General features: G+C 63.1%; 14 protein-coding genes and 1 pseudogene. 4 read left to right on the plus strand and 11 right to left on the minus strand.

Annotated elements, in window-relative coordinates; genetic code table 11:
- The first annotated feature begins 1 nt into the window (after position 1).
- Together ACZY1I_RS21540 and ACZY1I_RS21545 are read left to right on the plus strand one after the other, a co-directional pair.
- A complete protein-coding gene (locus ACZY1I_RS21540; protein ID WP_463756860.1) occupies positions 2-763 on the plus strand; it encodes an ANTAR domain-containing protein in 762 nt (253 codons plus the stop codon).
- A gap of 134 nt (positions 764-897) precedes the next feature.
- Entirely contained in the window at positions 898-2,022 is a 1,125-nt protein-coding gene (locus tag ACZY1I_RS21545; RefSeq protein ID WP_463756862.1) for a GGDEF domain-containing protein, read from the plus strand.
- A 12-nt stretch (positions 2,023-2,034) separates the two neighbouring features.
- On the opposite strand, the gene ACZY1I_RS21550 is transcribed toward ACZY1I_RS21545, so the two are convergent.
- From ACZY1I_RS21550 to ACZY1I_RS21570, 5 genes are all read right to left on the minus strand, one after another.
- Entirely contained in the window at positions 2,035-2,736 is a 702-nt protein-coding gene (locus ACZY1I_RS21550; protein WP_463756864.1) for a TetR/AcrR family transcriptional regulator, read from the minus strand.
- 40 nt (positions 2,737-2,776) lie between these two features.
- A complete protein-coding gene (locus tag ACZY1I_RS21555; protein WP_463756867.1) occupies positions 2,777-3,568 on the minus strand; it encodes a coniferyl-alcohol dehydrogenase in 792 nt (263 codons plus the stop codon).
- Between the two features lie 7 nt (positions 3,569-3,575).
- The gene (locus tag ACZY1I_RS21560; protein WP_463756869.1) at positions 3,576-4,826 is read right to left on the minus strand and encodes a cytochrome P450; all 1,251 of its coding nucleotides are present in this window, start codon (positions 4,824-4,826) and stop codon (positions 3,576-3,578) included.
- A 4-nt stretch (positions 4,827-4,830) separates the two neighbouring features.
- Positions 4,831-5,235, minus strand: a complete 405-nt coding sequence (locus tag ACZY1I_RS21565; protein WP_463756872.1) for an SCP2 sterol-binding domain-containing protein — start codon at positions 5,233-5,235, stop codon at positions 4,831-4,833.
- Positions 5,236-5,305: 70 nt separating this feature from the next.
- A complete protein-coding gene (locus ACZY1I_RS21570) occupies positions 5,306-7,021 on the minus strand; it encodes a class I adenylate-forming enzyme family protein (protein WP_463756876.1) in 1,716 nt (571 codons plus the stop codon).
- A 78-nt stretch (positions 7,022-7,099) separates the two neighbouring features.
- On the opposite strand from ACZY1I_RS21570, the gene ACZY1I_RS21575 reads away from it, so the two are divergent.
- Positions 7,100-7,663 (plus strand): TetR/AcrR family transcriptional regulator, encoded by a 564-nt coding sequence (locus ACZY1I_RS21575; protein ID WP_463756879.1) that lies wholly within the window; start codon positions 7,100-7,102, stop codon positions 7,661-7,663.
- A gap of 16 nt (positions 7,664-7,679) precedes the next feature.
- Here ACZY1I_RS21575 and ACZY1I_RS21580 read toward each other — a convergent pair.
- From ACZY1I_RS21580 to ACZY1I_RS21605, 6 genes and pseudogenes are all read right to left on the minus strand, one after another.
- Positions 7,680-7,933: pseudogene (locus ACZY1I_RS21580) on the minus strand (hypothetical protein).
- A gap of 6 nt (positions 7,934-7,939) precedes the next feature.
- Positions 7,940-8,470, minus strand: coding sequence for an aromatic-ring-hydroxylating dioxygenase subunit beta (locus ACZY1I_RS21585; RefSeq protein WP_463756883.1), 531 nt, complete (start codon positions 8,468-8,470; stop codon positions 7,940-7,942).
- Complete coding sequence (locus ACZY1I_RS21590; RefSeq protein WP_463756886.1) at positions 8,467-9,720, minus strand: aromatic ring-hydroxylating oxygenase subunit alpha; 1,254 nt, start codon at positions 9,718-9,720, stop codon at positions 8,467-8,469. Before ACZY1I_RS21590 ends, ACZY1I_RS21585 begins: the two co-directional genes overlap by 4 nt.
- Complete coding sequence (locus ACZY1I_RS21595) at positions 9,717-10,502, minus strand: enoyl-CoA hydratase/isomerase family protein (protein WP_463756889.1); 786 nt, start codon at positions 10,500-10,502, stop codon at positions 9,717-9,719. Before ACZY1I_RS21595 ends, ACZY1I_RS21590 begins: the two co-directional genes overlap by 4 nt.
- Positions 10,499-11,296: an enoyl-CoA hydratase/isomerase family protein gene (locus ACZY1I_RS21600; RefSeq protein ID WP_463756891.1), complete on the minus strand. Its 798-nt coding sequence runs from the start codon at positions 11,294-11,296 to the stop codon at positions 10,499-10,501. The genes ACZY1I_RS21595 and ACZY1I_RS21600 overlap by 4 nt, the downstream gene beginning before the upstream one ends.
- Positions 11,293-12,063, minus strand: coding sequence for an enoyl-CoA hydratase/isomerase family protein (locus ACZY1I_RS21605; protein ID WP_463756893.1), 771 nt, complete (start codon positions 12,061-12,063; stop codon positions 11,293-11,295). Before ACZY1I_RS21605 ends, ACZY1I_RS21600 begins: the two co-directional genes overlap by 4 nt.
- A 108-nt stretch (positions 12,064-12,171) precedes the next feature.
- On the opposite strand from ACZY1I_RS21605, the gene ACZY1I_RS21610 reads away from it, so the two are divergent.
- Positions 12,172-12,969 (plus strand): SDR family NAD(P)-dependent oxidoreductase, encoded by a 798-nt coding sequence (locus ACZY1I_RS21610; protein ID WP_463756896.1) that lies wholly within the window; start codon positions 12,172-12,174, stop codon positions 12,967-12,969.
- The last annotated feature ends 6 nt before the right edge of the window (positions 12,970-12,975 follow it).

Here is a 12,975-nt window from a genome sequence, read left to right on the forward strand (position 1 = left end):
GATGGCAATCAAAATGGTGGAAGACGAACTTTACCGAGGCATAGCGGCTGCGCTGGTACCGGAGTCGTCGGAAAACGCAGTCATGTTGCTGGACCCTAATCTGAAGATCCGCGCGATCAATGCCGCGTTCGAGCGCTTAGCCCTTCGCCCTCGCGCCGCGCTGCTTGGTGAATTTCTCTTTGACGCGTTCCCTGACGATCCCGGCGATCCCGAGGCCAGCGGAACATCCCAGCTTGAAAGGTCGATCCAATCGGCGCTGCGTCGCGGTGGCGCCGACCATATGCCGTTGGTGCGCTACGACATCAGCGATCCACGCAATCCTGAGTTCTTCTTGCCCAAGCTCTGGGCTTGCAGTAATACCGCGCTGACCGATCAGGGAGAGCAGTACGGGATCCTGCACCGGGTAAGCCCGGTCACGTCACTGCGCGACGCGTTGTCCGCCTTGGCCTTGGACTTCGCCGGCGAGTCCACCGGAACGACCGCCCTGCAACTCCACATGCTCTCAGCACTTGCCGGCGCGGCTGATCTGCTCTATGAACACGAAGCGCTCAGGATCGAGAATGACTCGCTCAGAACCGAAACCGACGGCCTCAGAAGAGCATTGGACACTCGCGACGTCATCGGCCAGGCAAAAGGCATGATCATGGAGCGGTTCGGCATCAGCGCCGACTCAGCGTTCGCATTGCTCAGGAATCTATCCCAGGAAGCCAACGTCCGGCTCGTCGAGATTGCCCGGCGGCTCGTCACGATCAGCAATGCATGACCCTGTGCACTGCGGTTGAAAACACTGTCAACAACACCTTCGGCCTTGCTTACGCCAGGTAAGCTGCCTTTGCTGCGATACCGCGCTGCCGTGGCGGCCGCGTCTCGAGCGCGGCAAAGGGTACGGAGGTGGGTATGGACGCCGAGCGGTTGTCGGTGCCGGGCGCCTCGTACGCACCGGAGCATTGCTTCGCCGTCTCCGACTACGTCGAGGGCATGGAGCGCTTGTTGCGGGCCGTCCAGGAGCTTTCGCTGGCCCGCAGCCTGCAAGACATCCAGCGCATCGTCCGCAGATCGGCGCGTGAGCTCACTGGCTGTGACGGCGCCACCTTCGTGCTGCGCGACGACGACAAGTGTTACTACGTCGACGAAGAAGCCATAGCACCGCTGTGGAAGGGCAGCAGGTTCCCGATCGAAACCTGTATCAGCGGGTGGGCGATGATCAACCGCGAGGCGGCCGTGATTGCCGATATCTACCGCGACCCGCGCATCCCGCAAGGCATCTATCGGCCCACGTTCGTCCGCAGTCTGGTGATGGTTCCGATCCGGAAGCTGGAGCCGATCGGGGCGATCGGCAATTATTGGGGCCACTTGCACCCGCCCTCGGAGCAGGAAGTTCGGCTGCTGCAGGCACTGGCCGATTCCACCTCGATCGCGATGGAGAACGTTCAATTCGCGGCCGAACTCGAACAGCGGGTGCGCGATCGCACGGCCGAGTTGGAAAAGGCCAACGAAGAGATCCGAATGCTGTCAGTCACCGACGAACTCACCGGGCTCAGCAACCGTCGCGGCTTTTACTTGCTGGCCGAGCAGGAACTCCGCATCGCCCGTCGCCATCGCCGCGACTGCGTCCTCGCCTTCCTCGACATCGACGGACTCAAATGTGTCAACGACGAGCAGGGTCATGACGTCGGCGACACATTGATTACTGACGTCGCCGCCGTGCTGCGCAACACGCTGGCCGAATCCGACATTCTGGCCCGGATCGGTGGGGATGAATTCTTGGTGCTGGTCACCGAAGGCGACCCCGCGGCCATCAGGCGCCGATTGGTTCAGGCGTTCGAGCAATTCAACAAAGTCAGTAGCCGCCCGTACCGCCTGTCGGCCAGCATTGGTCTGGTGGAAGCACCTGCCGCCCACACCGCGACCGTGGACCAGTTGCTCGCGCGCGCCGACGAGTTGATGTACGTGGAGAAGAAGGCCAGCGCGGTTTCGCGGCTCGCAACAATTGGACAGCTCGAATCTGAAATTCCGGCTTGATATTTGGCCTGGCTACCGTGCCGTGGTCTTCCTCAGCCGCTGCCTCGTGACGGCCGGCTTCCGTCCTCCCGATGTCGATCTGCCGGTTGCCGCAAGACCACTGCGGACCAGCAGTTGCGCATTGGCGACGATGGTGTCGACGGATCCTTGCCGAGAGTCCGCCCATTCGGCCGCCCAGTTCAGTGCCCCCATCACCAGCAGTCGTGCCACCTTGGCATCCAGGTCGGGATTGATCTCGCCGTCGGCGATTGCATCGGCGAAAAGACTTCGCCAGATCCGCCCGTAGGCGGCCTCTTCCTTCTTCTGCCGGGCACTGAGCCGGTCCGGGATCTGACCGGAATTGCGGATCGACGCAGTGGTGTAGTCGGACAACTCCAGCTCGTGCCGAAGGTGCGCTTCGACGGCGGCCATGATGCGTTCCATCGGTGCGGTTTCCGGAGGCAGGGCATCCAAGGTCTTCTGCAGGTGCTTTCGCATGTCACTGATCCCGCAGTACATGACCTCCTCGATGAGGTCCTCGCGGGACGGGAAGTAGTAATAAATTGCCGGGGCCTGGATTTCGGCGTATTCAGCGACGTCAGTCAGTCGCGTCCCGGCGAAGCCGTTCACGCTCAGCACATGCGCGGCAGCATCGAGTATCCGCGCACGCGTGCGTTGAGACTTCGACTCGGTGCCTTCACCGCTGGAGCCGGCGGAAACAGGTTTTCTAGGCATCGTTCAATACTATTGCCGAAAGCGCCGCTGATTTCGGACGCTAGATTTCGGGGGCCGGCACGACGCCGCTGCCCACCGCACCGCTGATTCCGCCGTCGACGGCAAGCGCCTGGCCGTTCACCCAGCGGGCATCATCGGAGGCCAAAAACAGCACTACTGTGGCGATGTCGTCGGGATCGGCATGCCGTCCCAGTAGGCCTTTCAGTCCATCGAGGGTGTCCTTGCCCATCGACTCTTCGAAGTCGACCAGGATCGGTGTCTCAACCGGGCCGGGTAGCACGGCGTTGATGCGAAATCCCATCTCGGCCAATGCCAAACCCATCATCATGGCGTAGACCGTGGTCACTTCCTTAGAGAAGTTGTACGTATTGCCTTGCTGGGGATTGGCTTTGAACCACGCGGCCCCTTGCTCGAAAGTGTCGGTGGCCAGCAGGTCGCGAATGGCGTCGAGCCGCCGCGGCCACCCGAACCCGGCGGTCGATGACACGATCGTGACGGCACTACCTGGCTTGAGGCGCTCGAAGAACGACTCGGTCAGGTGACGCACCGCGAGACTGTTGACCGCCAACACCAGATCCGCGGGTGCGGTGCCAGGGATTCCGGCGATATTCATCAAACCATCAAATTCGCCGTCCAGTTGTTCGAGGGCGGTGTCGATGCTGTGCGGATTGGCCAGATCGACCTCAACGTGGCTTGTCACAGCAGCCGTGGGGCGGTTGCGGTCCAAGCAGTGCACTTCGGCGCCCCCGGCAAGCAACCGCTGAGCGACTGCGTGACCGATGCCTGATGCCGCACCGGTGACGACGTAGCGCTTACCCAGAAAGTCGGCCATGGCTCTCCTAGTCGAGGGTGTAGGGCAGGGATTTGACTGCGGTGATGAAGTTTCCGGTCAGATATCGGGGTTCACCGACGCGCAGGTTCGGCGCCCGGAAGATCAGTTCACGAAAGATCGATTCCAGCTGCATTCTGGCCATGAAAGCGCCCATGCAGAAGTGTGCGCCCCCGCCGCCGAAGGCGACGTGCGGGTTGGGCGATCGGGTGATGTCGAATTCGTACGGATCGGCGAACACCCGGTGGTCGCGATTCGCCGACGAGTAGACCATGGTGACCCAGTCACCCGCGCGGATGCGACGACCACCCAGTTCGGTGTCCTGGGTGGCGGTACGCCGGAACGTCATCACCGGGGACGTCCAGCGGAGGAACTCATCGATGGCGACCTTGACGTGCCCGTCGAAGTCCTTCTCCAGCAACGCTTTCTGCTCAGGGAACTGCTGCAACGCCATGGTGGTGAACGTGGTGGTGGTGCGGGTGGTGTCGTTACCCGCTACCGAAAGCAGCACAAAGTACGGACCCAGCTCATCGTCGGTCAGCCGCCGCCCGTCAATCTCCGCCTGTACCAACGAGGTCATCAGATCGTTCTGCGCGTGCTCACGTCGCCGCTCGGCCAAGCCGATCCCGATGTTGAGCAATCCGACCAACGAATCGGTGAGCACCTCAGCGGGTTCACGACCGGCCGCGACTTCAGGGTCGGCCCACGCCACCATGCCCTCAGCCAGTTGAGCCGCATCCTCGCGCTCGTCCTCGGGCAGGCCGAGCATGTCGTAGATGGTCCACATCGGTAGGCGCTTGGACACCTGCTGGACGAAGTCGCCCTCCCTGGTCGCGAGCAGATCATCGACGATGCATCTGGCCTGATGATCGATCTGGTCCTTGATCTTGGCCACCTGCCGAGGGGTGAAGACCGAGCGGACGAGCCGCCGCAGGCTCGCGTGCCGTGCGCCGTCCATGCCCAGAAACGACTGTGCGGCATCAAGCATCTCTTCGGGTACGGCCTCAAATGTGGTTCCCTGCCCGGAACAGAAGATCTCCGGGTGCTTGCTGACGTAGCAGACGTCTTCGTGGCGGGTGACTGCCCAGACACCATCGATCTCGGGCTCCATCATGGAACCTTCCATCGGGCGGTGCCAGCTGACCGGCCGCTCGTCACGAAGGATCTTGAACGACTGCTCGCGCTCGTCGAAACTGCGGGCCCAGAAGTCCCGCGAGGAGATGCTGACCGTATCGAACGGCGGCCGGTCGGTTAATAACATCCGTCTAGACGATCAGGTCGTCGCGGCCGTCGCTGGTCAGTCGTTCGATATAGCGCGGATAGAGCTTCTTGCCCAGCGGCGCCAATTTGAGCAGGCTCCCCATGCTGCCTTCGACTTTGATCGTCTTCTTGGCCATGGCCAGCGGCAGATTGACCTTGCCCTGCCAGTAGCCGTTTCCGGTGTCTGCGGTCATGGACATCGTCGCGGTCGGTTCCGGACCGCCGGGCATGCCTTCGCGCACCGACTTGTTAGCCATGTCGATGACGACGAGGGCCTTGGGATCGGTGAAGTCGAACGCCACAACTAGGCCGGTGTCAATGAGTTTCGGGCCGATCTCCGGATCGTCGAATGCCGTCTGGAAGATCCCGCCGATGTATTTCGTGACCTCCGCCGAATCCCGGAAACCCATGATCGTCCTTAATTTATTTTCAATTCGATTCTGTACCGCAACTTACCATAAGTTGACTTATGGTAGCTAGCTATTCCGACGTCGCCGAGGCGAGTTGTTGGGCCAGCTTGTACTTCTGCACCTTGCCTGTCGGCGTGGTCGGCAGCTCCTCGGCACGGTAGAACACGACCCGTTTGGGCACCTTGAAGCGCGCCAGCTTCTCCCGGCACCGGTCCAGTACATCTTGTTCGGTCAGGGTCGCGTCGGGCACCGGAACTATTACGACGCAGCCGATCTCACCCCAGCGGTCGTCGGCGACACCGACGGCGAAGACCTGGCTGATCTGGTCATGCGCCGCCAACAGATCCTCGATCTCTTTCGGCATCACCAGTTCGCCGCCGCTCTTGTAGAGCTCCTTGCGACGGCCGGTCACCTGCAGGTACCCGTCGGCACGTACCCGGCCGAGATCGCCGGAAAAGAGCCAGCCGGCCCGCACTGTCTCCGCAGTCTCTTCGGGTCGGTTCCAATACCTCAACATTGCGGTCGGGCCGGATGACGCCAACTCGCCCTCCTCCCCGGCGGGCAGATCCTGGCCCGTCTCAGGATCTACCGCCTTGTACAGGACGAGAGCATCGGTGCCCGGAACCGAAGCGACACCAGCCATTTTCGGCTTTCCGGCGGTTTCGGCCGTCAGCGACAACGGGTCTTCGGGTCGCGTCAGTGTCATCGCGCCACCGCACTCAGTCATGCCATACCCCGTGACCATCTCGCTGACGCCGAAGTCGGCGCTGATCTGCTGCCACAACCAGATCGGTGCCGGCGCCGAACCGCACAACATCGCTGCCAGGGAACGCAGATCGTAGCGCTTGCGCGCCGCGCTTTCGACCATTGCGACAGCCATGGTGGGGACGCAGAGCATGTCGCTGGCATGATGCCGTTCGATTCCGGCGAAACAACTTTCGGCAGCAAAGGTGGTCTGCGGAATGATCGCACCACCAACGAAGAGCACCGAGAGCAACCCTTCGATATACCCGAACATGTGATAGCAGGGCAGCGCGAACAGGATTCGCCGGCCGTCCTCGTAGGCCCGGGTCAGCGCCGACGCGTACGCCGTGCGCAGCACTGCATCGTGAGTGACCAGTACTCCTTTCGGCGAACCGGTGGTGCCGGAGGTGTACAACATGTCGCTGACATCATCGGCATCGACGACGAAACTGGCACTGGCGCCGCAGTTCTCGGCGCCCAGCCGGGAAAGACCGCGCACCGTCAGGCAGCCCGGCCGGGCAAGACCATCGGTGTCGAGCAGCACCACGCGCCACGGCACCTCCGGTATCGGCGAATCCCAGCCGGGCACAATCGCGTCCAGCATGGATTGGTAGTCGATGCCACGAAAACCGCTCATTACGATGACAACCCGGCATGCAGAGTCGTCGAGTACGTAGCGCATCTCGTCGCGGCGGTACAGGTAGTTGAACGGCACGGCGATCGCCCCGACCCGCGCAATCGCGAATTTCAGAGTCACGAATTGCGGGTAGTTCGCCATGACCATGCCGACCCGATCCCCCGGGCGTACCCCCAACGCCCCAAGACCGTCGGCCATTAGCCGGGACTGCGTTGCCACATCAGCGTAAGTCAGTGCGATGTCGTCACTGAGCACCAGCGGTCGGTTCCCGTACTGAATCGTGCATTCATCGAGACGTTCCGCAAGGGTCTGCGCTCGCCATACCGGGAAGCGCCGGCGGAGCGCTTGTCGTCGCGCGTCGATGTCGGGAACCAACTGGCCTCCCCCGGCGTCCTTTGCAATCACTCCGTTGTTGAATCTAGATTCGATTTTGGTGTGCCGTCAAGGCGACTCTGGTCTGCGGTGACCGGCTACAGTCGCAGCATGGCGAGCGTCGTGGTCCGGGCGGACTACTTCGACACGGGACTCGAAGTGCTCTCCGACCTGGGTTACGGGGGGCTCAAACTGGCGGAAGTGTGTCGCCGGCTCGGGGTCAGCACCGGCTCCTTCTATCACTACTTTCACAACTGGCCGACGTACACCCGCGAACTGGTGGAGCACTGGCGCCAGGTCAACACCGTCCGGTTGGTGGAATGGATTCGGACAGAACCCGATCCACGACGACGGATCGACCGGATGATCGACATCGGCTTGAACCTGCCACATGGCGCCGAGGCCGCCATCCGCTCTTGGAGTAGCGCCGATGCGACTGTCTTCGCGGTGCAGGTGGCGGTCGACAAGGAACGCCACGAAATTCTTTGTGAATGCGCGGTGGAGATCCTTCGCGACGAGCGGCAGGCGCAGCTATTTGCCGACTGGGCGGTGTATCTGCTGGTGGGCTACGAGCAGGCAACCCTGGCGCCGGACAAGCCGGCCCTGCAGTGGATCGTCAGCCAGTTGCTGGACGCACTTGATTCCGGTCGGTTCGCCACCGTACCCCGCGTCTGATTTGCGGCAGTCGACATCAAAGGTCGTCGCGCCAGCGCCCGGCAGACGGATCCATCAGCGCAGTCAGACGCTCCTCGGACAGCCAGATGATCGCCTCCAACTCCAGCGCGTCGAGATAGCGCACCCGCCAGACCGCAGATCCTCCAACCGTAGCCGTGGCGCGTTGCCCGCCGTGTCGAAATCGACTGCTATTTGCGCGAATTCATTGCCGACCACCGGCCCTTGACCCGGCACCCGCACACTGTCGTTGTCTCCGAACTCGATCGTCATATCGGCCTAGATCAGGAAGCCCAGAGTCGGAATCGGCCGATCGTTGTCCACCAGGACGACCTTCTTGTAGGCGAGCCGTAACCCACCGTCCTGGCGCCGCAACCGATACGTCGCCCGGCCTCCCCATAGGTGGGTGCCACGGGCTCGCGACTCCAGCACCAGAAAATTGGCACCCACTTCCAGGTCGTCGCCACCGATGGAATTAGTTCGGCCGCCGAGGAATTCGATGTTGGACAGCAACCGCCGCAGGTTGGACGGCGGTGACTGCGCGTAGCGTTTTCCGGTGCGGATCTGCTTGAGCCTGGTGGCGATGCGATTGCGATTGTCGTACACGACCGACATCGTGTGCATTGGGTCCTCGGTGGACGCGACCGGGACCCAATAGAGTGCGTCGTCGGTCCACAGTGCTTCCCATGCGTCGTAGTCGCTCTCATCGGCGTAGCGGGCTTCCCGGTAGAGGAACTGTTCTACCTCCCAGCGGTCGTAGCCGTCCGGCACGGGACCCAGTGTGGTGGAGTCGTCCACAATGCTCGTCACGATTGCGCCTCCATCAGTGCCTTGTAGTGCGACCAGAAACCGCGCATGCCCGTCTCGTCGGTGGCCCCGCCGATGGTGAAGCCGTTCTCGTCGACGCGTTCCCGGTTGATACCGCGACGAACGTCCAGCCACTCGGGGGTCAGGGCCTCCAGGCCCAGCTGATTGCGTTCATACATCTCCGTGTCATCAGCGAGCAGCATGCCCGCGGGTCCGACGGAGCCGACGCACTGGGACACCATCCGCTTGTTGAGCTCGGCCGCGCCGGCCAATTGGACGGCGGTAGAAGACTGGATGCACTCGCCGACCTGCACCGGCTGGATGTTGAAGACCTGGATCTCGGCAATGAACAGGTTCGGGAAGATCATCACGTGGGGGCCGCCCTCGATGAGGATCTGTTCGGCCTCTCCCCCGTAACGAGCCCGCATTGCCGCGACATACTGGGGCATCCGGTCCTCGCTGGTGCCGAACCAGCGCAACGGCTCGGCGAATTTGCGGAACTCCGGGCGCAGGTCGTTCTCGCTGTGGCCGTCGCCGAGGTCGCGCGTCACGGCGGTAGAGGAGTCGCTGTAGAGAGCTCCAATGGGGCTGCCGGTGACACCGAATATGGACCCGTGCACGAACTGCGGGTGGTATCCATCGGTTTCGTTCTCCGCCAACAGTTTCCAGTTCGCCCGGGTCTGATGCTGCAGCCAACCCGCGGTCAGCCCGACTTTCCCCTCGGGCGAGAGCCGGGCCAGCCGGTCCATCTCACCGGCGGCCGCGCCAAGATGCTCAGCCAGGTCGGGGCCGTCCGCGGCGAAGCTGCCGAACACGAAGCCGTGGTAGGACTCCACGCGCGGCACGCGTCCCAGGGCGAGGTCTAGTTCACGCCGGCCATAGCCCTTGAAAAACGGAAAGCCGACGAGCTCACCGGTGTTGCGAAATGTCCAACCGTGGTAGGGGCAGCGGAGGGTCGAGGAATTTCCTTTGGCGTCGGCACATACTTGGTTGCCGCGGTGCGCACACCGGTTGAGCAGCAGATGCAACTGCCCATCGCGGTCGCGAGTCATGATGATGTCCTGTAGCCCCAGCCGTTTGCGCACATAGTCGCCAGGTTGGGCCACTTCACTTTCGTGGCCGACGAAAACCCAAGTGCGATACCAGATCTTGCGCAGTTCCTCGGCGAAGATGGCCGAGTCCGTATAGAGCGACCCGTGGACCTTGTCCCGTTTGATCAGTTGCTCGTAGCGACTGCCGGCTTGCGCGGTCATCGCGACACCGTTCCGAACTTCGGCGGACGTTTGGCACCAAACGCCGCCACCCCCTCGGCGAAGTCATCGCTGCCGAACAGTCGCGCCTGGTTCTCAGCCTCCCGATCAAGGACCTCCATCGGGCTCAGCGTGGAGGCCACCGCGAGTAGGGATTTGATCGCCCCATACGCCAGGGCAGGGCCGGTCGCCAACCGCGTGCCGTCGGTCACCGCAGCCTCCAACACGGTTCTCGGCTCGGCCAGCGCATCGACAAGCCCGATCTCCAGCGCGGCGGAGGCGTTGATGGGAGTCTGCATCATCAGCATCTGCCGGGCACGGGCGATGCCGATTCGGGTCGGCAGCGAGACAAATACGCCCATGTCGCCGGCCAGACCGACATTGGTGAACGTCGTCGCGAAACGCGCGTCGCGGGCCGCCACGACACGGTCGCACGCTGCCGCAAGCGCGGCACCAGCGCCGTACGCGGAGCCCTCCACCGCAGCGACGACCGGCTTGGGCGTATCCCAGATCGCACGAATCACGTTCTGTGCCAGCTGGACCCGTTTCAGAGCCGGCTCGTACGGCAGCGGTTCCATCGAGGTGATGTCGCCGCCAGAGCAGAACGCCGGACCGGCTCCGGTGATAACGATCGCCCTGATCGCGTCGTCTGCATCGGCGGCATGCAACTCTTCGGCTAGTTTGAGCCGCATCGGAATGTCGATTGCGTTGCGCTTGTCGGGTCGGTTCAGCGTGATGACCCGCACCGCACCGCGGTCTTCGACCAGCACACAACCGTTGGTCATTGGCCGGTGAACTTCGGTGCGCGACGCTCGATGACCGCCCTCAGACCTTCTAAAGCGTCAGCTGTCCCGGACAATTCGGAGACGGTATGCGCCTCCTCGGCCAGACGTTGCTCTACCGATGATCCCAGACCGCTCCACACCAGCCGTTTTGTTGCGGCCAGCGCCCGGCCAGGCATCGCTGCCAACTCGCTCGCAAGCTGTTCTGCGCGGCTGAGCAAGTCATCATCGTTTACGACCTCGGTGATCAGCCCGATCTCGAGTGCCTCGTTCGCGGTCAGCGTCGGGTTGGTCAGCAGGATCCGCAGCGCTTGACGCAAACCGACCAGTTGGGCCAGCGTGACCGACGAGCCGCCGTCTGGCGCCATGCCGACCCGGACCGCGCCGGAGAAGAATTTCGCCGAGCGTGCGGCAACAACGATGTCGGATGCGCAGACCAGACCCAGCCCGCCGCCGCCGGCGGCGAATCCCTGCACGGCGGTCACCACTGGCGCCCGCAGCTGGATCAGGGCGGCGGTGGCCAACTGCAGCCAGGCCGTCGCCTCGCGCAGGTAGTCCGGCAGAGCAGCGCCTTTGGACTCGAACGTGCGGACATCGCCGCCGGCGCAGAAGTTGCGTCCCTCGCCTGTCAGCAACACCACCCGCACTGCGGGATCGGCATGACAGGTCAGCAACTGTTCGTGCAGCGCTTTGAGGAGTTCAACGTTCATCCCGTTGGATGCCTTGGGCCGGTTCAGACGCAGCCGTGCAATGCCATTCGCAACGTCAAGAGTGACCGGCGGTTCCGCGGCGCTCATAGTTTGCCGCCTCGATGCGGAAAAGCCGTCGTCCCAGCCTTTTCGGCCGGTCCGCAGATGTGGTCGACTACGGAAGCGATTTCGTCCTCCAATCCCGTGGCTAACCCAACGTCGAGGCCGGCGTAAACGAGGCGCTTGACGGACGTGACTGCGTCGCGCCGGCGCCCAGCCAGATCAGTAGCGAAACGCCGGATGCGGTTGTCGAATTCGGTGTTGGGAAAACTAAGGTAGGCCAGGCCGAGTCGCACCGCGTCAGTACCGGTGATCCGGTCGCCGGACAGGATGAGCCCCATCGCCTGCTGGCGGCCGACCAGTCGGGCCAACCGTTGGGTGCTGCCACCACCGGGGATCATGCCGAAGTTGATGTGGCTGTCGGCGACCCGGGCATCCTCGCTGACCAGCACGATGTCGCAGGCCTGCATCAGTTCGAATCCTCCCGCCATTGCCACACCTTCGACCGCGGCTACGACCGGGACCTCCACGCCGGCAACGGCGTCGCAAGCACCGCGGAATGCCGAGAACAGTCGCCGCAGCTCATCAGGCCCCGCCGCGCGCAGCGACTCCACTTCGTCGAAATCGCCGCCGGCGCAGAAATTTCCGCCGGAGCCCCGGATGATCACCACGTTCACCTCAGGATCGTTGCCGGCCTCGCGAATGGCGGCCTCGAGTTCGTTGCCCAGCGCGATGGTGATGGCATTCATTCGTTCGGGACGATCGAGCGTGATCCACGCGATCCCGTCGGCAATTTCGCTCAGCACCACTGTCATAGGTCTCGGCAACCACCTTCCCCAATCCAAGCGCGCTCGGCAATTTCTAATCTACGTTAAACTAACTTGAAGGCGGTCACAACATTCGCCAACGATGAGGAGCGCAGCATGGACCTTGGTTTGGCCGGGGCACGAGTGGTGGTGACCGGCGGCGCCTCCAACATCGGGCGTGGCATCGTTCATGTGTTCGCGGCCGAAGGGGCTCGAGTCGTCATCAACGACATCGATAAGGCGCAGGCCGAACGGGTGCGCGGCGAGGCGCAGGACCAAGGCGCGGCCGACGTCGAGATTGCGCTGGCCGACCTGACCGTGGCGGGCGGAGCCGAATCGGCAATCGCGGCCGCTGTGGACAACTGGGGCGGCATCGACATCCTGGTGAACAACGCCGGCTGGAGCGTGCCCGGTTTCATCGCCACCGACACCGATCGTGACAAATGGCAGCGCACCATCGAGATCAACCTCTTCAGCGCGGTTGCCGCTACTCAGGCCGCAATCGGCCCGATGAAAGACGCCGGCAGTGGGGCGATCGCATTCATCGCCAGCGATGCCGCGTTCGGACAGATCCGGCAGGGCATTTACGGGGCGTCCAAGGCTGCGGTGGTAGCACTGGCCCGCACCGTCGCGCGCGAACATGGCCGGCACGGGATCAGATCCAACGTCATCTGTCCGGGATTGGTGATCCCCGACGGCCCCGAAGCGGTCGGTGAATCGAGTCTGTGGGCGGTAGGCCAGGACAACGTGTTCAACCAGGACCAGATCGACTTCATGGTCAAGGGCACCCCGCTGCGCCGCCTGACGAGCGCCGAGGATATCGGGCAGTCGGTGGCCTGGTTCTGTTCGCCCACGGCGGCTCGGCAGGTAACCGGGCAGATCATCTCGGTGAGCGGCGGCTACACGATGCCTTGACCGCCG

The organism is Mycobacterium sp. IDUB_37 (assembly GCF_055419245.1).